At 44.4% G+C, this 23,031-nt stretch carries 24 protein-coding genes and 1 pseudogene; 13 read left to right on the top strand and 12 right to left on the bottom strand.

Annotated features, from left to right (window positions below; genetic code table 11):
* Window positions 1-49: 49 nt before the first annotated feature.
* Window positions 50-310, bottom strand: coding sequence for a DUF1871 family protein (locus tag HDC33_RS15030; RefSeq protein WP_179393371.1), 261 nt, complete (start codon window positions 308-310; stop codon window positions 50-52).
* A gap of 75 nt (window positions 311-385) precedes the next feature.
* Between HDC33_RS15030 and HDC33_RS15025 the strand changes: the two genes are divergently transcribed.
* Complete coding sequence (locus HDC33_RS15025) at window positions 386-1,561, top strand: MalY/PatB family protein (RefSeq protein ID WP_179393370.1); 1,176 nt, start codon at window positions 386-388, stop codon at window positions 1,559-1,561.
* Between the two features lie 272 nt (window positions 1,562-1,833).
* Here the strand turns inward: HDC33_RS15025 and HDC33_RS15020 are convergent, their stop codons facing one another.
* On the bottom strand, window positions 1,834-2,037 hold the full coding sequence (locus HDC33_RS15020; protein ID WP_179393401.1) for a hypothetical protein: 204 nt from the start codon (window positions 2,035-2,037) through the stop codon (window positions 1,834-1,836).
* A 57-nt stretch (window positions 2,038-2,094) separates the two neighbouring features.
* Window positions 2,095-2,681 (bottom strand): annotated as a pseudogene (locus HDC33_RS15015) (peptidylprolyl isomerase).
* Window positions 2,682-2,970: 289 nt separating this feature from the next.
* Here HDC33_RS15015 and HDC33_RS15010 point away from each other — a divergent pair.
* Together HDC33_RS15010 and HDC33_RS15005 are read left to right on the top strand one after the other, a co-directional pair.
* Window positions 2,971-4,203, top strand: coding sequence for an MFS transporter (locus tag HDC33_RS15010; RefSeq protein WP_179393369.1), 1,233 nt, complete (start codon window positions 2,971-2,973; stop codon window positions 4,201-4,203).
* 564 nt (window positions 4,204-4,767) lie between these two features.
* A complete protein-coding gene (locus HDC33_RS15005; RefSeq protein WP_370457486.1) occupies window positions 4,768-6,624 on the top strand; it encodes a transglycosylase domain-containing protein in 1,857 nt (618 codons plus the stop codon).
* Window positions 6,625-7,923: 1,299 nt separating this feature from the next.
* On the opposite strand, the gene HDC33_RS15000 is transcribed toward HDC33_RS15005, so the two are convergent.
* Window positions 7,924-8,490 carry a DUF5366 family protein gene (locus HDC33_RS15000; protein WP_179393368.1) on the bottom strand — a complete coding sequence of 189 codons (567 nt, stop codon included), beginning with the start codon at window positions 8,488-8,490 and terminating at the stop codon, window positions 7,924-7,926.
* A 165-nt stretch (window positions 8,491-8,655) separates the two neighbouring features.
* On the opposite strand from HDC33_RS15000, the gene HDC33_RS14995 reads away from it, so the two are divergent.
* Genes HDC33_RS14995 through mnhG form a run of 7 tightly spaced genes read left to right on the top strand, consistent with a single transcriptional unit; the run spans window position 8,656 to window position 14,429 of the window.
* Entirely contained in the window at window positions 8,656-11,067 is a 2,412-nt protein-coding gene (locus HDC33_RS14995; RefSeq protein ID WP_179393367.1) for a Na+/H+ antiporter subunit A, read from the top strand.
* Window positions 11,054-11,476 (top strand): Na(+)/H(+) antiporter subunit B, encoded by a 423-nt coding sequence (locus tag HDC33_RS14990; protein WP_179393366.1) that lies wholly within the window; start codon window positions 11,054-11,056, stop codon window positions 11,474-11,476. Before HDC33_RS14995 ends, HDC33_RS14990 begins: the two co-directional genes overlap by 14 nt.
* Complete coding sequence (locus HDC33_RS14985) at window positions 11,476-11,817, top strand: Na(+)/H(+) antiporter subunit C (protein ID WP_179393365.1); 342 nt, start codon at window positions 11,476-11,478, stop codon at window positions 11,815-11,817. The genes HDC33_RS14990 and HDC33_RS14985 overlap by 1 nt, the downstream gene beginning before the upstream one ends.
* Window positions 11,810-13,297: a Na+/H+ antiporter subunit D gene (locus HDC33_RS14980; protein ID WP_179393364.1), complete on the top strand. Its 1,488-nt coding sequence runs from the start codon at window positions 11,810-11,812 to the stop codon at window positions 13,295-13,297. The genes HDC33_RS14985 and HDC33_RS14980 overlap by 8 nt, the downstream gene beginning before the upstream one ends.
* 7 nt (window positions 13,298-13,304) lie before the next feature.
* Window positions 13,305-13,784, top strand: a complete 480-nt coding sequence (locus HDC33_RS14975) for a Na+/H+ antiporter subunit E (RefSeq protein ID WP_179393363.1) — start codon at window positions 13,305-13,307, stop codon at window positions 13,782-13,784.
* Entirely contained in the window at window positions 13,781-14,062 is a 282-nt protein-coding gene (locus tag HDC33_RS14970; RefSeq protein WP_179393362.1) for a Na(+)/H(+) antiporter subunit F1, read from the top strand. Before HDC33_RS14975 ends, HDC33_RS14970 begins: the two co-directional genes overlap by 4 nt.
* Window positions 14,046-14,429 carry a monovalent cation/H(+) antiporter subunit G gene (gene mnhG / locus HDC33_RS14965; RefSeq protein WP_179393399.1) on the top strand — a complete coding sequence of 128 codons (384 nt, stop codon included), beginning with the start codon at window positions 14,046-14,048 and terminating at the stop codon, window positions 14,427-14,429. Before HDC33_RS14970 ends, mnhG begins: the two co-directional genes overlap by 17 nt.
* A 46-nt stretch (window positions 14,430-14,475) precedes the next feature.
* Here the strand turns inward: mnhG and HDC33_RS14960 are convergent, their stop codons facing one another.
* Together HDC33_RS14960 and HDC33_RS14955 are read right to left on the bottom strand one after the other, a co-directional pair.
* A complete protein-coding gene (locus tag HDC33_RS14960) occupies window positions 14,476-14,736 on the bottom strand; it encodes a hypothetical protein (RefSeq protein WP_179393361.1) in 261 nt (86 codons plus the stop codon).
* A 63-nt stretch (window positions 14,737-14,799) separates the two neighbouring features.
* Window positions 14,800-16,311, bottom strand: coding sequence for a leucyl aminopeptidase (locus HDC33_RS14955; RefSeq protein WP_179393360.1), 1,512 nt, complete (start codon window positions 16,309-16,311; stop codon window positions 14,800-14,802).
* Window positions 16,312-16,468: 157 nt separating this feature from the next.
* Between HDC33_RS14955 and HDC33_RS14950 the strand changes: the two genes are divergently transcribed.
* The gene (locus HDC33_RS14950) at window positions 16,469-16,945 is read left to right on the top strand and encodes a divergent PAP2 family protein (RefSeq protein WP_179393359.1); all 477 of its coding nucleotides are present in this window, start codon (window positions 16,469-16,471) and stop codon (window positions 16,943-16,945) included.
* Between the two features lie 48 nt (window positions 16,946-16,993).
* Here the strand turns inward: HDC33_RS14950 and HDC33_RS14945 are convergent, their stop codons facing one another.
* The 5 genes from HDC33_RS14945 to HDC33_RS14925 form a co-directional block, all read right to left on the bottom strand.
* On the bottom strand, window positions 16,994-17,320 hold the full coding sequence (locus HDC33_RS14945) for a YuiB family protein (RefSeq protein WP_179393358.1): 327 nt from the start codon (window positions 17,318-17,320) through the stop codon (window positions 16,994-16,996).
* 473 nt (window positions 17,321-17,793) lie between these two features.
* Window positions 17,794-18,291, bottom strand: a complete 498-nt coding sequence (locus HDC33_RS14940; protein WP_179393357.1) for an NUDIX domain-containing protein — start codon at window positions 18,289-18,291, stop codon at window positions 17,794-17,796.
* Window positions 18,292-18,351: 60 nt separating this feature from the next.
* A complete protein-coding gene (locus tag HDC33_RS14935) occupies window positions 18,352-19,569 on the bottom strand; it encodes an NAD(P)/FAD-dependent oxidoreductase (RefSeq protein ID WP_179393356.1) in 1,218 nt (405 codons plus the stop codon).
* A 563-nt stretch (window positions 19,570-20,132) separates the two neighbouring features.
* Complete coding sequence (locus tag HDC33_RS14930) at window positions 20,133-20,495, bottom strand: HesB/IscA family protein (protein WP_179393355.1); 363 nt, start codon at window positions 20,493-20,495, stop codon at window positions 20,133-20,135.
* 251 nt (window positions 20,496-20,746) lie between these two features.
* Entirely contained in the window at window positions 20,747-20,983 is a 237-nt protein-coding gene (locus HDC33_RS14925) for a NifU family protein (RefSeq protein WP_179393354.1), read from the bottom strand.
* 85 nt (window positions 20,984-21,068) lie between these two features.
* Here HDC33_RS14925 and HDC33_RS14920 point away from each other — a divergent pair, with 85 nt between their 5' ends.
* Window positions 21,069-21,398 carry a YuzD family protein gene (locus tag HDC33_RS14920; protein WP_179393353.1) on the top strand — a complete coding sequence of 110 codons (330 nt, stop codon included), beginning with the start codon at window positions 21,069-21,071 and terminating at the stop codon, window positions 21,396-21,398.
* An 83-nt stretch (window positions 21,399-21,481) separates the two neighbouring features.
* Here HDC33_RS14920 and HDC33_RS14915 read toward each other — a convergent pair whose 3' ends face one another.
* On the bottom strand, window positions 21,482-22,549 hold the full coding sequence (locus HDC33_RS14915) for an NAD(P)/FAD-dependent oxidoreductase (protein ID WP_179393352.1): 1,068 nt from the start codon (window positions 22,547-22,549) through the stop codon (window positions 21,482-21,484).
* 231 nt (window positions 22,550-22,780) lie between these two features.
* Here HDC33_RS14915 and HDC33_RS14910 point away from each other — a divergent pair, with 231 nt between their 5' ends.
* Window positions 22,781-23,017: a YuzB family protein gene (locus HDC33_RS14910; RefSeq protein WP_179393351.1), complete on the top strand. Its 237-nt coding sequence runs from the start codon at window positions 22,781-22,783 to the stop codon at window positions 23,015-23,017.
* Window positions 23,018-23,031: the final 14 nt, after the last annotated feature.

Raw genomic sequence — 23,031 nt, 5'->3', positions numbered from 1 at the left:
GTAATAAAATAAGCTGTACCCATTTGAATGTGGGTACAGCTCTAGAAGATCAGACGATACATTTCGCCTCGTATTTAATGGCTAACAGCTTATAAGAAATTTGCACGCAGTTCTCGATCGGTATCCACAATTCATAGGAATGTTCGTAAATTTCCCGGATTCGCTTTGCAAGGTCGGTCGGATGATCAAGTCGATGTAAATCCGCTACGACATCGACGATTTCGAGTTCATACCCTTTTGGTCCGACTGCGAAAGGATCCCATTGTTGAAGTAGAGCAACAGCCTTTTTATTCATTTCAATAGTCTGCACGATGAGTCACCTTATTTTTCTCATTAGTTTAGACTATGATAACATAGTAACGAAAAAAGGAAAGAGGGGATTTCCATGAATAACTTTGAACAAGTCTTCGAACGGCGTAAAACGCGTTCTGTAAAATGGGACCGAATGGAAATGATATATGGAATTGAAGATGCATCCGATATTTTACCGATGTGGGTCGCAGATATGGATTTCGCCGCTCCTGAGGTTGTCGTAAATGCTATGAAAGAACGGCTCGACCATCCCGTATTCGGCTATTCGTATATTTGCGATGGATGTAAAGATGCAGTTGGCCAGTGGTTATCTGAACGTCATGCATGGGAAACGAAAAATGAATGGATGTTATTCCACCATGGCGTTGTTCCCGCAATCGCTTCGGTAATTGAAACGTTCACGAATCCGGGGGACGGAATCCTTGTCACTTCCCCCGTCTATCCACCGTTCTTCCAAATTCCCAAACGCCAAGGACGGAATCTGGTCGAATGCATGATGAATGAAGAAGACGGCGTTTACTCCATCGATTTTGAAGAATTTGAGAAAAGCCTGCAGCAAGATGTTAAGCTGTTCATCTTGTGTAATCCGCATAACCCTGGCGGCATCGTCTGGAAAGAAGACGAACTGAAAGAAATGTTGCGTCTTTGTACTAAATATGATGTCCTCATATTGTCGGATGAAATACATGCAGACCTTGTCTTCACTGGCTATAAGCATATTCCGCTTGCAAAAATAGCTGGCGAAGAAATCGGCCGCATCATTACTTGCGTTGCTCCTACAAAGACATTCAATCTTGCAGGCATTCAAGCAGCATTGATGATTGCGACGGATCAAGATGTGAGAGAGAAACTTACAATGAATGCGCTGTCACATGGTCAGATGGAATTGAACTCTTTTGCAGCTGCAGCATTGACGGCGGCATATAAAGAAGGCGGCCCTTGGCTGGCAGAACTGCTTGATACGATTTCCAATAATATGGACTATGTGATCCGTGAACTGACGGCAGCGATTCCCGCTTTAAAAATTGCGAAGCCTCATGGTACATACCTTCTTTGGATTGACTATCGCGGGACGGGACTGTCTGAAGATGAGATGATGGACAAGCTTTTGAATAAAGGAAAACTTGCACTGGAGCCGGGCACGAAATACGGTGAAGCGGGACGCGGTTTCTTGCGCATGAATGTGGCTACGCCGCTTTCGCAAATCAAAGAAGGCGTCAAACGTTTTATCACTGCGATGAGTGACTGACTGCACGATTATTACCAAAGAAAAACAGCCGTTCCATTGTTCGTAATTATAACGTTATACTGTTGTTGATTGGAGCGTAAGGCGGCGACTCCCGCGGGAACAGCACGAGCTGAAGACCCCACAGAAGCGTAGCGACGAGGAGGCTGAAGCCGTGCCCGCGGAAAGTGTCCGGCTGAAGCGAAAATCAACCTTGTTAGGATTTCAGTATAACTGTGCTATTAGGAAATCGATTCACTTATCTATTTAAAAATTACTAAAGAAAAACAGCATCCTCAATTTTGAGGATGCTGTTTTTCTTTGGCTTCGCGACGTTCACGCAGAATGCGTTCTTCAAGTTCTTTCGTTTCCAATTCTTGTTTCTTCGAATTGTTTCGAATCCACCGGAATGCGAATACTAAAAGAATCATGAAGATGACAAATGAAATCGCAGCCGGAATGTATTCTGATTTATCTTCCGGAAAGTAAAGGAACGGCATTAATAGAGCGTTCACTTACGTACACTTCCTCACTTTGTTAATTTTACGAGATTAGGATTATTTTTGAAGGATTTCGATTGATTGAATGGAAACATCTTCAACTGGCTTGTCCTGACGACCTTTTTTAACTTTTGCAATTTTATCGACAACATCCATGCCTTCAATAACTTGGCCGAATACCGTATGTTTTTGGTCCAGGTGAGGTGTTCCACCCATTTGCCGTATGCTTCAGCGATTTCTTCAGGCCATCCGCCTTTTTTCATTTGATCGACTGAACCTGGAACTTCTGATGCATGGACGATGAAGAACTGGCTGCCGTTCGTTCCCGGTCCAGCATTCGCCATGGAAAGTGCTCCTTTTAGATTGAATAATTCCATAGAAAATTCGTCTTCGAAAGTATCGCCGTATATACTAGTTCCGCCCATACCAGTTCCCGTTGGGTCGCCGCCTTGAATCATGAAATCTTCAATGACACGGTGGAAGATGATGCCGTCATAATAGCCATTTTCTGCATGTGTCAAAAAGTTTTCAACGGTTTTTGGTGCTTGTTCAGGGAAAAGCTTGATTTTAATTGGCCCCATTGTTGTGTTCATTACTACAAGTGCTTCATTTGCTGCTACTTCTGTCGATAATTGTGGATACATAGTTATTGCCTCCTCTGAGTTCTTCGAGCTATTTTCTTCTGCCGGCTCCTTGCCAGCAGACACTTCTTTTTCTTGCACATTGTTCAGCGTAACACCTTTTCCGCATGCAGTAAGTAAGACGAGAACAAAGATTGTCAGTAAAGAGAAAAGCGTTTTCTCATTAACATTCACCCTGAATCAGTTTATCATATCGAAACATCTATTTCGATGAATAAGCATGTTACTTCCTTCGGATATCGAACTGTTTTATAATGAATGAATTGGTACAGAGGAGAAGGAAGGTTTTCACATGGACGTGCAAAAACGGAATTTCATCATCATCTGGATATCCAACGTTTTAGTTGCCGGAACCATGACGATGATTATGCCATTCTTATCCCTATATATTGAGACATTCGGTGATCATTCGGATGCGTATGTCCAAAAGTGGTCGGGTTTAATTTTCGGGGCCTCCTTTGTTACGGCATTTATCATGTCACCGATTTGGGGGCGGGTCGCTGATAAATTCGGCTTCAAACCCATTCTTCTCATAAATGGATTCGGGATTGCAACGTCTGTCTTCTTAATGGGGTTTGTCGACTCCGTTGAGGCATTTTTCGTTCTGCGCCTGTTAAATGGTGTCGTTACAGGATTCATACCAACATCTCTAGCTTTTATTTCTTCGCAGACCGCAAAAAAGGAAGCGGGAAAAATGCTTGGGACTTTGCAGATGGGGAGTGTGACGGGAACGTTGTTCGGACCTGTATTCGGTGGTCTTCTGGCGGATACATTCGGCTTCCAATACACCTTCATCATTACATCCATCTCCGTAATAGTCGCCGCAATCATCGTCCTGTTCGGCATTAAGGAACAGAAACGGATAAAAAATCCGCAAGCCATCCAGTATTCAAGAAAATCCATTTTAAGCGGTCTTCTGCATCACCGGCTCATGTTGAACATCATGATTGTCACCGCACTTATCCAAATAGGAAACTTCAGTATCCAGCCGTTGCTATCGCTATATGTGTCCCATTTGACGGAAGCGAAAGATGTAGCGTTTCTGGCAGGCATCACGTTTAGTGCCGCGGGGGTCGGAAATCTATTGTTCGCGCGCCGCTGGGGTAAGCTGGGTGACGATATCGGCTATGAAAAGGTGCTGTCAATCCTGCTTCTTCTATCAGTCGTCTTCATCATTCCCCAGGCTTTTGTGACAGAGCTATGGCAGCTTATTTTCTGGCGTCTGCTGTTCGGTATCGCACTCGGAGGTATGATTCCTATAACGACTGCCCTTGTCAGACGCGAAGCGCCGATCAATATTCAAGGCGAAGTCATGGGGTATAATACAAGCTTCCGTTTCTTAGGCAACATCATCGGGCCGATGTTCGGTGGGATTGTCAGCGGTTTTATCGGCATTTCGTCCGTCTTCATCGTCACCGGTGTCTTGTTCTTAGTCGGATTCGCATTTCTCTTTTACGCCAAACGAAAACCGGTTCAGGATTTTGAGGATTTTCTAGCAGCGGAAGAAAAACGGACGCATACTTAAAAAACAGCACACCCCCAATGCGGGAGTGTGCTATATTTTTGTTATTGTAAAAGTTGAACATATGGATACAGCGTAGACGCCTTTTATGTGGTCGCCGGAGAGACTTTACATCTACTAGTATAGAGTGTAATTAGCATTTCCCATAATACACGCTGCGGCGCTTGGGGATGCCTCCCGCCATAAGCCAGACAACTTTGTCGTCAGACTTATGGCTTCGGCTACCCCTTTGAGGCGCCTTCGCTGGTTATTACTGAAGAAGCATTCTCAATATAAAGCGAAGCAAGTATTATGGATAATGCTAAGTCAAGACTATTAGCATGAATTTTTTAAGTGTATATAATATTCCTAGGATAAACCAGCGAAGGCGCCTTTTAGTGTCCAGTTGCTGTCACAATTTAAAGGACGTGAATTGTGTCAGAACTGGACACCGGGTCGCCGAAGCGATAAGACTGGCGGTGGTTTTCCGCCCGGCTTATCGCGGGAGGCATCCACAAAGCGCCGGAGCGGATTTGATGGATTGCTTTATTTCAATTTATATACATAATTCTAGAACGGAGGTCCGTAGTGCTGAAGCAAATCATCGGCTTTATCTTCATCCTTTTTTCCATACCAATTCTCTTTGTCGTCCAGGAAGCGATTGCCATGGAATTGAAAACTGTTAATTCATTCAAGGGAAAGATGAGTGAAACCATTGCGTTATCATCCGGGACCGTCAACGCACCTGTGACGATGAAAGATCGTAACGGACTTATCTTCGCAGAAGAATATGTGGAATGGCGCGATCCGCTTCCCCTCGCATCGATTCCGCTATTCGCCCGTCAACTTTTTCTTGAAAGTGAAGACACTGGCTTCTTCGAGCACCGTGGGTATGACGTCGCCGCCATCGCACGGGCATTTGCTGTCAACACTGCAACGGACACTGTCAGGCAAGGTGCTTCCACCATCACACAGCAAGTCGTCCGGATGCGTTTTTTATCGACCGAAAAGACATACGAACGAAAAGTGACGGAACTTTTCTACGCAGCCGAGCTTGATAAACAATCGACAAAAGATGAAATCCTTGAAATGTATTTGAATGAAATGTATTTCGGCAATCAAGTATACGGCATTAGCGCGGCCTCGACCTATTACTTCAGCAAACCTATTGACGAGTTGAATAAAGCGGAATTAGCCTTCCTCGCAGCAATTCCAAACAATCCATCTTTGTACAATCCGTTGAAGCATTTCGAGCGGACAAAAATAAGGCAAGAACGTCTTCTATCGATACTTACAAAAAACGGTGTCATAAGCGCGGAGGAATACGAAGTTCATAAAAATACGGTCATCGAATTAAAGCTGAAAAAGAAAGCGAATGCCTATCCCGCTTACAGCACGTATGTACTTGCTGAACTAACCGATCTCATAGCAAAATCCGAAGGCTTGTCGGAAAAGATTGCAAATGCGAAAAATGCTTCTGAAAAGACAGCCCTTGAAGCGATAAGTAAACAGCGGACAATTGAAGTATTGTCCACAGGATTGATTATCGAAACGGCACTTAATCCCGGGAAACAGCGGCGGGACGAACGAGCAATATCCTTCCTTTTGAAACCTGAAGGCGTGCAGGCGGGAGCCGCCGTCATCGACAATGCAACGCGGGAAATCATCAGTGTATTCGCAGGAAAAGAGTATAAGAAAGCTGATTTTCATCGCGCATATCAGGCTGTCAGGCAACCAGGCTCTGCCATCAAACCCCTTCTTGTCTATGCCCCGCTTTTTGAAAGCGGATCGTATACAGAAAACACGCCTATCAACGGTGGTTCCATTTGTATCGGTTCATACTGCCCTACAAATATCGGGGGGTCCGTTTATGGGAATGTTTCAGTCAAAGAGGCATTTCGACACAGCCATAATACCGCGGCTGTCAGATTGTTTCAGCGGGTTGGAATTCAGGAGGCATTCGACTTCATCGAACCGTTCGGATTTAAATCCGTCACAGAGCAGGACATGACCTATGCGGCTGCCCTCGGAGGGTTCTCGAAAGGGACGACGCCCATTGAACTTGCGGGTGCATATTCCAGCTTCATCGATGGAATATATTCACCCGTCCATGCAATCCGGGCAGTGAAGGATAAAGAAGGGAATATCCTATATCAATGGCCGCAGGAAAAGAACAATGTCTGGTCCCCTTCTACAGTTTCCAAGATGCGCAGCATGATGCAGGATGTCGTATTGAATGGAACTGGGCGCGGAATCCCATATACAACAACCTATACAGGAGCGAAAACCGGCACGACGGACCATTATAAAGATTTATGGGTCGGGGGACTAAATGATAACTACACAACTGCTGTCTGGGTCGGCTATGATAGACCACAATCCATTAAACACATAAGTGATCAGAAACTGCATTTACGGATATTTTCAACATTGCTTCAGGACTAGCCGTTCGTTATTACGGCTATAAATGTTGAATTTATAAATAGCTATAAAAAACTGAACGTGGGCGCCTTCAAAGAGGCAGCCGTATCCATAAGACTGGTGACCAAGCTACTTGGCTTATGAGAGATCACTGAAAAAGCCCGATTTCCTTCAATCCCGTTGATTTCCGTTCCGAGCGGACGCTTTCCGCGGGCACGGCTTCAGCCAATCGAACAGCGAAGGGTTCGATTTGCCTTAATTTCTGCGTTCTTGGCAGAAATTAAGGCATCCTTCCCCCATGCTCCCAACGCTAACGCTTTTGGTCGCAAAAGCCGTTCTTCGTGACGGCTTTTCCTGCGGGGTCTTCAGCTCGCGCTGTTCCCGCTGGAGTCGCCGCTCTCCACTACAATCAACTACTTGTTACTATAAAAAAGAACTTTTTCAGCGGCTTGCGATAAGCCGGGTGGAAAACCACTGCTCGTCTTATCGCTCCGGCTACCCGGTGTCCAGTTCTGACACAATTCACGTCCTTCGAATTGTGTCAGCAACTGGACACTAAAAGGCCCTGCGCTGGTTTTCCTAGGAATATTAAATACATTAAAATTTCATGCTTATAGTCTGGATTTAGCATTGTCCATGATACTCGCTTCGCCTTATATGGGGATGCTTCTGAAGATATGTACGACTACTGAAAAACTGATGTATTTGATTTCTCTAAGTAAATACGAATTTAAAAAGGCGATATTTCTGTTCGAATCCGAACGAAATATCGCCTTTTATAGTTAAACCCTGCACCGATAAATTAGGTGCATCATATACCCGGGAGAAACAGGAATTCATCCCCGAGCGTCGGAGCTTGTAAAATGGACAATCCTTATCCCACCCTGTAATAGTGGACGTGAACATTCACAGTAAATCCAATATACCCGAGAAATACCAGCGTAGGCGCCTCACAGGGGTAGCCGTAGCCATAAGACTGACGACGAAGTTGTCTGGCTTAGGGCGGAAGGCATCCCCGAGCGCCGCAGCGTGTATTACGGGAGCTCCTTATTTCACTAAATAATAGTGGACGTAAACTTTCTCAGTAGCTCCAATCTACTAAAGAGAAACCAGCGAAGGCGCCTTACTGGGGTAGCCGGAGCCCTAAGACTGACGACGAAGTTGTCTGGCTTTGGGCGGGAGGCATCCCCAAGCGCCGAAGCGTGTATTACAGGAAACGCTTATTCCGCTCTATACAAGTGGACATGAATTGTGTAAGTAAAAGGACACCAGGTAGAGGAGATAGATTTGAAGGAATTCCTAATTTCAATTTATATAAGACCGTTACTTGTCGATGAACGGCAGACTTGCAACAACTCCCGTATAAAGCTTCAGTAAAATGTACAAAAGTACGGAAACTAGTACACTCCAACTGATAATTTCAAAGACGATCAGCCCGATTGTGCTGACGATTGTCATGAATCTGCTCAACTTATAAACGACATAGATGAAATAGACGAACGTTGTCAAGAGAAATATAGTTATCAAAAGGATAATCGAATGGATACCTCCGGCCGATGCAAGCGCGCCAAAAAAGTAAATGACATTGCCCCCGCGAGCCTTGCTATATGATTCCCCCTCCACGTCTTTTGAAAAGAACAGCATTGCGGTTTCATGAATCGTCTCCGCAATCAATTTCAATGCAGAAAAAAGCATAAAAAATAGTAACCCATATATGATAAGCAGAAAAATACGTAACTGTATATCTGTCAGAAACTCCCGCATTCCTGCATATAATCCGATTCCTTTGAACAACTCCACCGACACGCCTACTGTATAGACTCCGAAGGTCAAACTGAATAGAACAATTGTTACAAATGGCAAATAACCGAATAGATAAGGATTTTTCATTTACACACCTCAATATTATTACTATTTCTCCATTCCTATAATATAAGAAGTGAGTCTATTTAAGCAATAACTTGCGGAAGTGATGTATGCAAACGCTGTCTATTTACGCTATACTTTAAAACGATGCAGAGAATATTGTTTCAATCATCAGGAAGGAGGATTTTCTTGAATTTCGTATTACTGATTTTTCTGCCGATAGTGGCAGCCCTAGTCGTTCCCCTGCTATTCAGGAAACTGAAAGCCATACATACTGGATGGTTCGTTTTACTCGTTCCCATAGTTCTTTTCATTTATTACATTGGTTTCATCAAGACAACGATGGACGGCGGACATGCTATAGCAGAGCTGCAATGGATTCCATCCCTTGGAATTTCGTTCGTATCGTATATTGATGGTCTCAGCTTGCTGTTTACTTTGCTCATAACTGGTATCGGCTCGCTAGTTGTCCTTTATTCCATCTTTTATCTCGATAAAAACCGGGAAAAGTTGAATAACTTCTATGTCTATCTTTTAATTTTCATGAGTGCCATGTTAGGGGTCGTGCAATCGGACAACGTGATTTCCCTTTATTTATTCTGGGAATTGACTTCCATTTCATCATTCCTGCTTATCGGCTATTGGAATACACGTGACCGTTCACGATTTGGTGCATTGAAATCGATGATGATTACTGTATTTGGCGGGCTGATGTTACTTGGGGGATTCATTCTGTTAGGAATTATGGGGGATACATTTTCCATCCGAGAACTTATCGCCAATGCATCCACCTTTGTAGGGCATGAATTCTTCACGCTTGCGCTCGTATTGGTATTGCTCGGTGCATTCACGAAATCAGCGCAGTTCCCGTTCCATATTTGGCTTCCGGATGCAATGGAAGCGCCTACACCGGTCAGTGCCTATCTGCACTCCGCAACGATGGTGAAAGCGGGGCTTTACCTTGTCGCCCGGTTCACGCCTATTTTCGCCGTGTCCGAAGTATGGATCTGGCTCGTTACCGGCATCGGACTTCTGACACTGTTTTGTGGATCACTATTCGCAGTGAAGCAAACCGATTTGAAAGCGATTCTAGCTTTTTCGACAGTCAGCCAACTAGGACTGATCATGTCTCTGCTAGGTGCCGGTGCGCTCGCTTATCACTCGGATGATGCCATCTTTAAATTTGCAACATTCGCTGCGATTTTTCATTTGATCAATCACGCGACTTTCAAAGGTAGTCTGTTCATGATTGCAGGTATTGTCGACCATGAAACCGGTACCCGGGATATCCGGAAACTCGGCGGGTTGATGAGTATCATGCCGGTCAGCTTCACGGTTGCTTTCATCGGCTCAATGTCGATGGCAGGTCTGCCACCATTCAGCGGCTTCCTGAGTAAGGAAATGTTCCTTCAATCAATGTTGGCAATTCGTCATTTTGAACTGTTCAACTTTGCGACATGGGGAATTCTCTTCCCTGTCATTGCCTGGATTGCCAGTGTCTTTACGTTCGTCTATAGTTTTTACTTTGTATTCAAGACGTTTGCAGGACGACAAAAAAGCGAACCGCTTCCGAATAAACCGCATGAAGCGCCTAGTGGGATGCTAGTATCTCCAGTAATTCTCGCTTCACTAGTTGTTGTCATCTTCTTCATACCGAACATCATTGGAAAGTGGTTTGTGAAACCTGCTGTGATGGCTATCCAGCCCGGTTTATACAGTCATCCCTCTGATGTCAAGGTTGACGTTGCAGCTTGGCACGGCTTTGCCGCTCCGGAATTATGGATGACAGTTTCGCTTGTAGGAGTCGGGTTTATCTTATTCCTGACAATGGCGAGATGGCAGAAACTGTACGATATCCATCCCGAGTACATGTCGTTGAATGCTTTGTATGATTCAGCCATGCTATTCAGTGAAGGTGGGATGAATAGAATTTCCCGCTTCTATATGACTGGTTTGATCCGCACGTATCTGATTTATATGTTCGCATTCATTGCTGCCATCACAGCCGCAACGCTATTCATCAAAGAAGCGTTCGTTGTGGACATGGAGAGTTTTACACCGATAAACTTGTACGGCATCTTGAATGCTATCGTTCTAGTTATTGCAGTTTCTATGGTTTTACTCGCCAAGACACGGCTATCTGCCATTATCGCACTTGGCGGAGTCGGGTATTCGGTTGCATTATTCTTTGTCATTTTCAAAGCACCGGATTTGGCGCTTACACAGCTCGTCATCGAAACGATTTCAGTTGCCTTGTTCTTGTTGGCCTTTAAGCATTTGCCGTCACTTTCTAATCACGGCCTAACGAAACGCAACAAGCTTGGAAATCTGATTATCGCGGCAGGTGTCGGAATCACTGTGACTTTAGTTGCTTTATCAGCCCATTCACAAAAACTGATTCCCTCGATATCACAGTATTACAAAGATACGGTTGCAACAGAAGCTGGGGGCGGTAATATCGTCAACGTCATTCTCGTAGATTACCGTGGATTTGATACATTATTTGAAATTGCGGTTCTTTCAATCGCTGGAATCGCGGTCCTTGCAATGATTCGTCTGAAGTTGTCTAGAAAGGAGGAGAGTACGGATGAAAACAAATGATGTCATTTTGCAAACGACAACAAAACTCGTATTCTTCATCATTTTCCTTTTTTCAATCCATATTTTCTTTGCAGGGCACTATACACCAGGAGGAGGATTCGTTGGAGGGTTGCTGACAACCGGTGCCATCGTCCTCCTGCTGCTCGCCTTCGATCTGAAAACCGTACAAAAAGCGCTGCCATTCAACTTTACTATTGTGACAGGCATCGGTTTATTGCTTGCTCTCGGCACGGCGGCAGGCTCGATCTTTTTCAACGTTCCCTTCTTTACACACGCTTTTGACGATTTCACATTGCCTTTATTCGGTACAACCTCTCTGCATACAGCGATGATTTTCGATGCCGGCGTTTATCTCGTTGTTGTAGGGGCAGCTGTTACAATGATCCAAACGATTGGAGGGGACGCATAATGGAATTTCTAATGGCTATCGTCGTCGGAATCCTTTTCATGGCAGCCGTCTATTTGATACTATCCAGAAGCCTCCTCAAAGTCATACTAGGGACCGGCCTGTTGAGCCACGGCGCCCACTTGCTCATTCTTACGATGGGTGGACTTGGCGGTGCTGCCCCGCCTGTCTTGACGGAAGGCGTAACCGATTTTGCTGACCCTTTGCCGCAAGCGCTTATTTTAACGGCGATCGTTATCAGTTTCGGTGTTACCGCATTCATCCTCGTTTTAGCTTACCGGACGTATGCCGAGCATCAGACTGATAACATGAATCTCATGAAAGGAAATGACGAACATGATTAATCTACTGTTATTCCCAATCATATTGCCATTCCTTTTCGCAATAATCCTCCTGTTCTTCAAGGAGAATATAAGGGCACAGCGTTTGTTGACTGTTATCGGGCTGCTAATCAGCCTGGTTGCGGCGCTTTACCTTGTTGCAACAGTGAAAGCGGATGGCGTGCAAGCAATCACACTCGGAAGTTGGCCTGCACCATTCGGCATATCGATGGTTTCCGATATGTTATCCGCATTGCTCGTAACGACAACGATTTTAATTACGCTATTTGTTGTGATCTACAGTTTCAATGCGATTGGTGAAGAGCGGGAGCGCCATTTTTATTATCCCGCTATTCTGTTCATGATTACGGGCATCAATGGTGCATTTACAACTGGTGATATTTTCAATATGTTCGTATTCTTCGAAGTGCTGCTCATCGCCTCTTACCTGTTAATCGTGCTGGGCGGCGAGAAAAGGCAGCTTCGCGAATCAATCAAATACATACTCGTCAATGTCATTTCATCAGCATTATTCGTTATCACAGTTGCTTATCTCTACTCTGTCGTTGGTACATTAAATATGGCCGATATTTCAGTGAAGATTGCTGAAATTGGTCAACCCGGTATTATAACGGTGATTGCAGTTCTCTTTCTACTCGTTTTCGGAGTGAAAGGATCCCTTTTCCCGCTTTACTTCTGGTTGCCGGGATCTTACTCCGCACCTCCAATACCGGTGCTTACCCTATTCGGTGCATTGCTGACAAAAGTCGGTATCTATGCAATCATCCGAACGTATACGCTGTTTTTTGTTCATGACACCGGATTTACACATGGCTTATTATCCGCACTGGCACTTCTTACTATCGTTGCCGGCTGTATTGGTGCACTTGCCTATTTCGATTTAAAACAAATAATCATTTACAATATCGTCATTGCCGTGGGTGTTATATTATTCGGCGCCGCACAAATGAACGAGGCCGGTATATCGGGTGCTGTTTTCTACCTGATCCACGATATGCTTATCAAAGGAGCCTTGTTTCTATTGATTGGTATTATTATTTACGTAACTGGAACGTCCAACTTGCGTAAAATGGGCGGGTTGATGAAAACCCACGCTCCGCTTGGCTGGATGTATCTGATCGCTGCATTTGGATTGGCAGGCATTCCGCCGTTAAGCGGTTTCGTTGGAAAGCTTCTGATTGTGAAAGGCGCATTCGAAGCGGGTGACGTCTTTGGGAGTATTATCATCCTCGCATCGAGCCTTGTGGTCCTACTATCTGTCATCCGGATTTTCGTCTACGCATTCTGGGGAGATCCCACCATCGTGGAATTGCCGAAAACAAACCGTCGTACATTCCGGAAGATGATGATGCCTGCTGTTGCATTAGTCATTCTATCTGTGTTGTTCGGGGTTGGTACTGAATGGCTCGTTCCTTACATGACGGACGCAACAGATGTATTACTACAACCATCCATCTATATTGATGCGGTGTTAAAGGAGTAGATGAACGATGGCATTTCAACTATTATTGAACTTTTTCATCGCTCTCGTCTGGATGTTCATGAGCACCTCATTCACCGCTTCGACATTCATCATAGGGTTCTTGATTGGTCTGCTTTTGATCATTATGACGAGGCGTTTTTTCTCGGATAGACTGTACATTTGGCGGCTTTGGGCTACATTGAAATTAGCACTCCTCTTCTTCAAGGAATTGACATTGTCCAATATTTCAGTGCTGCAGGTTGTCTTGCGCCCGAAGATGAATATTCAGCCGATGATTTTCGCTTTACCGACCGACCTTGAACATGATTGGGAAATCACATTGTTATCAAGCCTGATTACATTGACGCCGGGTACCATTGTTTTGAACGTGTCGGATGATCAAAAAACGCTTTATATTCATGCCATCGATGTTGATGATGTGGATGATGCAATTGACTCCATTAAAAATTCATTTGAAAAAGCAATCAAGGAGGTGAGCCGACCATGACGACATTCATATGGGTATGCCTCATCCTGGTCATCCTGTCAATTGTCGGCCTATTGTATCGTGTTTACCGCGGTCCATCCGTTCCGGATCGTCTCGTCGCGTTGGATGCAATCGGTGTCATGCTTATTTCCGCAATCGCTCTCCTATCGATCCTATTCGATACTGGTTTTTTCATGGAAGTCATCTTGCTGATTGCGATTATGTCATTCATCGGAACGGTATCATTCTCTAAATTCATTGAGAAAGGAGAGATAATTGAGCGTGATCGTACTAGCTAACATCCTCATTGTCCTTACAATCGTCGTCGGCATCGTTTTCACCATCGTGACAGTCATTGGCGTCATTCGTTTACCGGACGTGTATACGAGAGCGCACGCGGCTTCCAAAAGCGCGACGCTGGGCGTGCTCAGTATTCTGTTGGGTGTATTTTTTCACTTTTGGTTGAAGGAAGGACACTTTAGCATACAGCTCCTACTTGCAATTGCATTCTTGTTCATTACCTCTCCGATAGGAGGACATCTGATGAGCCGCGCAGCTTACATATCGGGTGTAAAACCGACTAAACTTACCGTCGGGGACGATTTTGCGGAAGTTATCAAGCAGGCCAAACTAAAGAATCCCCCAACTCATCAGAAAGAAGATTAAAAAATGCCTGTCAGCCGAAAATTCGGTTGACAGGCATTTTCATCTTTTAATAAGGCCCGTAGTATCCGTATGGTTGATACGGATAGTATGGATATGGATAATACGGGTACGGGTACGGGTACGGTGGGTACGACTGATATCCGCCCCCCGGGAACAATGCACTACCTAATAAACTACCGGCAAATCCTCCGATAAAAGGTCCGCCAAATCCTCCAAAACCGAAACCACGGCCAAAGCCGCCGCGTCCGAAGCCACCATGACCAAAACCGCGGCCAAAGCCGCCACCGTGAAAACCACCTCTAGGCATAATCATTCCCCTTTCCCACTTATCTTATTCGCGTCATTCAGTGGGAAGTGGGACAATTGCCTATCAGCCTTCTATATCGGTATCCGCCATTCGTTCAACAAGTGTCGCAAGGGTACGTACCATGACACCCGTCGCTCCTTTTGGTCCCAAATCGTGTGCAGCTGAAGCATCCGATGTTCCTGCAATGTCAAGATGGATCCACGGTGTGTCGCCCGCGAATTCCCCTACAAAACCGCCGCCGAAAATCATATGCCCATCTCTGCCGGGCGAGTTATTCAAGTCCGCTACATCACTTTTACGAAGTCTTTTCTTATCGCTTTCCGTCAACGGCAGCCTCCAGACAAATTCTCCCGTTTCCATTGATGCTTGCATGAATTCCTCAAAGAACCCTTCATCGTTTGTAAGCGCTCCTGTCTTATCCATACCGAGCGCAACGATAACGCCTCCGGTTAATGTAGCAACATCAATCAGGCAGTCTGCACCGGCCTGCTTGGCGTATGTAACCGCATCTGCCAGAACGAGGCGCCCTTCTGCATCCGTATTGAGCACTTCGATTGTCTTACCGCTTAGTGACGTAATAACATCATCCGGTTTGAAAGCTTCCCCGGAAACCATATTGTCAGTTGAGGCGATTACAGCAATGACATTTTTCGCCGGACGCAACTCCCCTATGATCGTCATGGCGCCGAGAACTGCCGCTGCTCCGCCCATATCCCCTTTCATACCGACCATCCCGTCTTTCGGTTTCAATGAATAGCCGCCCGTGTCATATGTAATTCCTTTGCCGACAAGTCCGACGACATCTTCCCATTTCTCAGTCGCTGCATATTTCATGACAATCAGCTTGGGTTCCTCAACCGATCCTTTATTCACTGCCAAGATGGCACCCATTCCCAGTTCTTCCATTTCCTTTTTTCCAAGGATTTCAATTTCGAAATCGTACTTTTCAGCAACCTCACGTGCATACGCTGCCATTTTAGTCGCGGTCAGGATATTTGACGGCATATTGACCAGATTACGTGCTTCATTGACCGCAAACGCGTGGACTTTTCCCACTTCGAATGCCGCCTTCAGTTCGTCTTCATCCGCTTCAGACAAAAATGATAGTGTTTCAAGAGCAACATCGCGTTCGTTTGAATCGGTACGGTAGCCTTCGAACTTATACAGGCCGAGCCCGATGCCTTCCGATGCTGCAAAGACGACATCTTCACACTTCAGATTGTCGTTCGTGAACGGTGCCGTCCATATTGCGACAGAAACTGCTTTCACGGCTGCAAGCTCCCTTCCGATTGCAGCAAACGATTGGCGCAAGCGATCTTCGGTCAATTCCTTCTGTAAACCAAGTCCGATGAAGAAGACACGCTTATAGCCACGCTCTTCAATTGCCGGCATTTTGACGATCTTTTTGAATTCTGTTTTAATATCCCCCGACTTAATCCATTCCGGTAAACGAGGACTGAAAGAACGGACGACGCCTTCCCATCCCTCTGTATTTTCCGGATGTTCCCGGACGCCGATAACAAGGACATCGGCTTCAATTTTCCCGAAATCTGGTTCCATAATTAGTGTTTTCATTTGACTGCCTCCAATTTTTCATTCATTCTTTAGTATAACCTAAATTTTCTGCCGTCTATAATGATTCGGCCGTTCGCCGGACGTGCTAGTTTTTTGTATCATGTCGATATGGTATACTAATTTTACAATTTTCGATTTTTGAAAAGGAGTGGATAAAATGGCTCTCTTACAAAACACCCCGCTCCTTGCGGCATTATTTGGAATTATTTTTGCTCAATTTGTCAAAATCCCTATCCATTTTTTCATCAGTGGTAAACTCGACTGGAGATTGATGACTTCGACTGGAGGAATGCCAAGCTCCCATTCCGCCGCGGTCACCTCTTTGACAACCGCAATCGCTTACGAAACAGGACTCGACTCCCCCCTATTTGCGGTCTCGGCCATCTTTGCCGTCATCGTCATGTTTGACGCAACGGGAATCCGTTATCAGGCAGGACAGCAAGCTCTTATCATCAATCAAATGCGATTGGACTTCCAGACGTTTGTTCAGGAAGCGAAAGGCTGGCAGCACAAAGACGGTTCGCAAAAAATCCAAGAGCTGAAAACATTGCTCGGTCATAAACCGAGTGAAGTGTTCGCAGGAGCTGTAACCGGTATCCTCATCTCTGTTATTCTTTATACTTTTATCATTTAAAACAAAAAAGTGTGTGTACAAGCATAATCGCTTGTACACACACTTTTTTCAAAACATTTGATAGCCTTGTTTTCTTAGTAATTTTATAACGATGCCCGAAATGATCGCTCCTACTAATCCGCTTACTAAAATGATGACATCCGCTGAATGGAGTGCCATGACTTTTTCACTGAGAAGGTTGAATGCGTATTTTGGCTTCGTGAAGTATTCGTACACTTTTACTTCGTCAATAATAAGTACGACGACAATCGGATAAATGATGGCCATCAACCATGTCATTCGAAGAAGCATATTTAATAGGAATCCTATACCAAAAAACATGACTATGAAAATCATTACAGATAAAACAACGTGCGTTAACGAAATGGTTCCCATTTGTGACTACCTCCGTTTTCCATTCATTATTTTACAGGAATGGATGTAAGCTTTCAACATTACTAGCCGCGTTCGTCAATTTGTCGATTTTCCGCGAGAAGGAAAATCGACTGGTATCTATAAAGGTTGAAATATAGAATTCCATTGAATCCGCTCGAGCCCATTGAAAAAGTCCACTATTAGAGAAGTGGAATAAGCGTTTACCGTAATATCCGCTGCGGCGCTCGGGGATGCCTCCCGCCATAAGCCGGACAACTTCGTCGTCAGTCTTATGGCTTCGGCTACCCCTTTGAGGCGCCTGCGCTGGTTATTACTGAAGAAGCATTCTCATATAAAGCGAAGCAAGTATTATGGATAATGCCAAGTCCATTCTATGAGAGTGAACTTTTTTGGTGTATTTTAATATCTCAAGAAGAACCAGCGAAGGAGGCTTCACTTAGTTTATATTGATAGTCATTTCTTCAACATATCTGTCATTTTTTGAAGAACAGTTTATAAGAAGTATAGCCGAATTGATCTCCCGGATTAATATTCTCGATTTCGTCAAAACCCGATTCGATCACCTTATCTGCAATTTCATGAATCATGACAGAAACATCTTTATCCGCTTTCAATTCGAACGGGCTTTTCCATGCAACCTCTGAAATTTCTCCCAATTGCGGGACTAGAATCTGCCCTTCACTTGTAGGTGTGAGAAGAAATATTGCCATGTTATCACTTATTTCACCTTTTAGTACACCTGTACGGAATCCAATCATCCCTTCGAGCCGACAAACTATGCCTGTCTCTTCTTCCACTTCACGAATGGCTGCGTTGTCCGCCGTTTCATTTCCTTCCACAAAACCTGCCGGAAAGGACCATAATCCTTTAAGACCGCCGTAGTTTTTCCGGACCACTAGCCACTGACCCGTGCTATTTACAACGAGCCCTGCCGCTCCGAGCCATACATTTCCCCGCATTTTCCGTGACATAAAAAGTTCCCTCCAAAAAAAGCACCCGCAGTCATTGACAGACGGGTGCTTCAGAAATGTTTATTTAAGCAGATTGAATTTACCTTTTTTCATTGTCAGACCCAATCCGCCAATCATGTAAAGCGCACGGTTATCAATCATTTTCTTCAAGAATGAAGCTTTTGTACCTGTCACTTTTTTACCGAATGCAACGCCGATCGCATCGGTGTCGCCAAGTGAACAAACGCTACCTTTCAAGTCCGGTGTGAACTCGGAAGTTTGGTTGCCTTTCATGAGTGCGATGATGTTGTTCGCACACATATCACCTTGTTGCATAGCAATCTGTGCAGTTGGCGGGTAAGGACGGTTGACTTCTTCGTTGATCATAAGCGCACAGTCCCCTACGATGAATACATCGGAATAACCTGGAGCGCGGAGATCTTTGTCGACTTTGACACGGGCACGCATGTTTTCGATACCAGTCTCTTCAATCAGACGGTTACCGCGGACGCCCGCAGCCCAAACGACTGTACCGGCTTTGATGAATTCAAATACGTCTTCACCTTTTTTAATATTGACTCCTTCAGGAGTAGCTTCTACAACCGGAGTACCGATTGAGAATTCGATTCCTTTAGAGTTCAAATGTTTAACAGCATAATCTACAAGTTCAGGATCAAATCCTGGAAGAACCATAGGAGCTGCTTCTACGCATAATACGCGTACTTTTTCTTGTGGAACGTCGAACTCTTTGCAAAGTTCAGGAACACGGTTACCAAGTTCGCCAAGGAATTCGATGCCTGTGAAGCCCGCTCCTCCAACGATGATTGTCAGACGGCTATCGTCTTTAACTTCTTCAGTTGACCAAGTCGCGAATTGATATTCGATATGTTCGCGGATTTGACGTGCAGCTTTAACGTTTGCAATTGACAACGCGTATTTATCAAGACCTGGGATACCAAATGTTTCTCCTTCGAATCCAAGTGAAATAACTAGGTAATCGTATGTATGTGTGCCGACGTTTGTCGTTACGACTTTCCCGTTCACGTCGATTGCTGTAACTTCAGCTTTGACGAATTTTACTTTATTACTGTTAATGACGTCTTTAATATCATAACGCACGGATTCAGGAGACATTGTACCTGCCGCTGCTTCGTGAAGCCATGTCGATTCATAGTGATAATCATTTTTGTTGATTAGAACGATGTCAGCATCGTCTGCTCCTAGCGATTTTTGCAAATTAACGACTGTAGTTAAACCGCCATAACCTGCACCTAATACTAAAATTGTCGGTCTTTTCACGAAGATCGAAACCACCTTTGATTTTTTTATGTGCCCGGCCCACGTGAAATCGGTTGCACCGACGATTTACACAGTCCTGGCCTTTGTCATTTTTTCGACAAACTTCTATCTCTAATAGTAGCCCTTTTGATACGCCATTTCAATAGTATATTTAAAATAGAAGATATTTGAAAATACTGACTTAGTGGAAGTGAAGATTTCCTTGAAATACGCTTCGGCGCTTTGCGGATGCCTCCCGCGATAAGCCGGGCGGAAAACCACCGCCAGTCTTATCGCGGGAGGCTACCCGGTGTCCAGTTCTGACACAATTCACGTACTTCGAATTGTGCCAGCAACTGGACACTGAAAGGCGCCTGCGCTGGCTTTTCCTCGATATATTGATGATACCAAATTCATTGATAAAAAGTATTCAGATAACAGGTGAACCTTACCTCAATATAACTGATGAAAGGAGACTGAGATTGGCTTATACACTGTATTCAATACATCGACTTATAAAGATGATTATGTAATAGAACGACAAAAAAACCTCCTAAGTTTGGTTTAGGAGGGCTTGAAATCTATTAGCAGTCTGCCGGGGTTCCTGCTTTTTTAGCTGTTCTGAATGATGTCCCACAACCGCAGGAAGCAATCGCATTGGGATTATTTATAGTAAATCCGCCCCCCATGAGGGACTCTTTATAGTCAACTTGTGTACCTTCAAGAACTCCGGCATCTTCTTTGGATACGAGAATTTGTAAACCGTGCTGTTCAAGCTGGATATCATCCGATGACTTTTCAGTTTCAAAGCCCATTCCGTACGTTAAACCGCTGCATCCTCCGCCGTTCACAGCGACACGCAGGAATGATCCTTCTTCCTCATTATGACGCATCATTTCTCTTACATGAATTGCCGCAGCTTTTGTAACCTCAACAATTTGTGTCATTCGTGTTCACCTTCCCTTTGTTTTCTTTTCATTATCATAGCAATGATTTAAGCGTTAACGCAATCATATTAACTCGTGCATCCGGGTAAATAAGTTACATTGAAATATATAGTGCGAAAGAAAGATTCACGTGGAAATCCGTCCGTTTCACATTAATAAAAAACTTGTTTCCCTCTCCATATTAAAACGCATAGGTCGATGGAAGGCGAAATAGAAAAGCGGACCGAATACTGGTCCGCTCAACGTTTGACTTAAAATACTTGTTCCACTTCTACGACGCCTGGAACTTCTTCCAGTAGGGCGCGTTCAATACCTGCTTTAAGTGTGATCGTCGAGCTTGGGCATGTACCGCAAGCACCAAGAAGGCGGAGTTTTACGATACCGTCTTCAATATCCACAAGTTCACAGTCGCCTCCATCACGAAGGAGGAATGGGCGTAGTTTATCTAATACTTCTTGTACTGGTTCAGTAAGCTCTGTATCTGTCATTGTTTTTTAACTCTCCTTTCCTTATACTTATTATAAACTGGAAAGAAGAAAAAATCCAACATTCAATCGGAAGGGGACAATTAAAATGACGAAAAGTACTACTACCATTGAAATTTTCGGAGCAGATATCATCTGTGCCAGCTGTGTAAATGCACCTTCATCCAAAGACACGTACGAGTGGTTACAAGCAGCAATCGATAGAAAGTATCCGGACCAGCCCTATGCAATCGAATACATTGACATCGAATCGGACATTACCGATGAGAAACATAAGAAAATTGCACAACAAATACAGGATGACGAGTTCTTTTATCCCCTTGTTATGATCAATGACGAAATGATCGGTGAAGGTTATATTCAATTGAAACCTGTTTTTGCCGCCCTTGAAAAACAAGGATTTGTAGCCCAATCTTGAAATGAGAACGTTATAAGATAAATGAGAACAAAAAAATCCCTTTTCCGCAGTTCTGTGCGAAAAAGGGATTTTTGAATAGGTGATTAACCGTTATGCCATTTATACATCCAAAGCACACCTGATTTCAGTAGCCTTGCAATACGTCCTGTTACAGTACGATCGGCAAGATAGGCGAAGCCCTGCTTCTTACCTAAAGAACCGAGGAAGCCTTTTAGCTTAATTTCAGGCATCGTCTCCGGCAATGGCTCATTGTTCCAGACGTTGCGGAGAACGCGTACAATCTGTTCCGCTTGTTCTTCGGCTACTTGTGCACTTGGAGCATAAGGCAGTGCAGCACAGTCACCAACGACGTAGACATTATGATGTTCAGGCATCTGATGATACATATTCAGTACGACACGACCTGAACTGTCTTTTTCCGTATCGATATTCTGCACGGGTGCGACAGGACGAATACCTGCAGTCCAGACGACAGCATCGACCGCTATTGTTTCTTCATGATTATATAGTGTGGTCGGTTCAACTTTCGTAATGTTGGAGCTCGCAACCACATCTACATTATGCTCGTCAAACCATCCTTTGACATAGTTGCTGAGTCTTTCGGGGAAATCCCTCAAAATACGCGGACCACGATCAAATAGCTTAATATTCAAATCCGGTCTGCTTTCCCGAAGTTCACTTGCGAGCTCGATCCCGCTTAAACCCGCTCCGACAATTCCTATCGTCGCGCCGCTGCCTAGACCAAGAAGTTTTTCATAGGTAACCCGCGATTTTCCGATTGTTTGGATACTATACGTGTATTCTGCCGCCCCTGGGACGTCATGGTAATTATCCTCACACCCAAGACCGATGACAAGGTCGTCAAACTTTATCTGCACGCCATCATCAAGATAGACACATTTCTCATCCGGTCTGATTTCGATAATTTCTCCGCCGACAACTTTTAATCGATCATGTTCCGGTAGCGGAACACGCACTACCGAATCCGAAACAGTCCCGGAAGCCAGGGCATAAAATTCGGTCTTCAAGCTGTGGAAGGGTGTTCGATCGACGAGCGTTATTTCAACGTCATCCGGTAAATCTTTGTTTAATAAACGCAGTAAGATACGAATATTTCCGTATCCGGCACCTAATAGCACAAGTTTTCTCATAAGATTTCTCCTTCGTAATACAGTAATCCGTTATTTTCCCAAATACGATTATAGCAGTTTGTGACATGTTTCACAATGAGTCATAAGAAAGCGAAACATTACGTAGTGGAATGACTTTCCCGTCAATTAGTAGTTCATCTCCACGGAGTAAGGAACATCCAAATAGTAATACGGGATAATTGACGCGCGAGGATAAAAAGAGTAGGATTCCAATTAGGTGAGGTGATCATCGTGAATCCTATTGTCGAATTTTGCATAAGTAATATTGCAAACGGTTCACAAGAAACATTTGAGAAATTGGAAAAAGACCCAAATTTGGACGTTCTTGAGTACGGCTGTTTAAGCTATTGTACAAAATGTGCCGAAACTTTGTATGCGGTAGTCAATGGTGAAATCGTCGAGGCGGATACGAATGACGAACTGACAGCACGTATCTATCAATTCATAGAAGACAATCCGCTCTTTTGAGCACCAGTCATGGC

The sequence above is a fragment of the Sporosarcina sp. JAI121 genome (genome assembly GCF_013408665.1).
Classification (GTDB): Bacteria; Bacillota; Bacilli; order Bacillales_A; family Planococcaceae; genus Sporosarcina.
The sequence above is the reverse complement of the archived record's forward strand: the minus strand, read 5'-3'. Positions and strand labels throughout refer to the sequence as shown.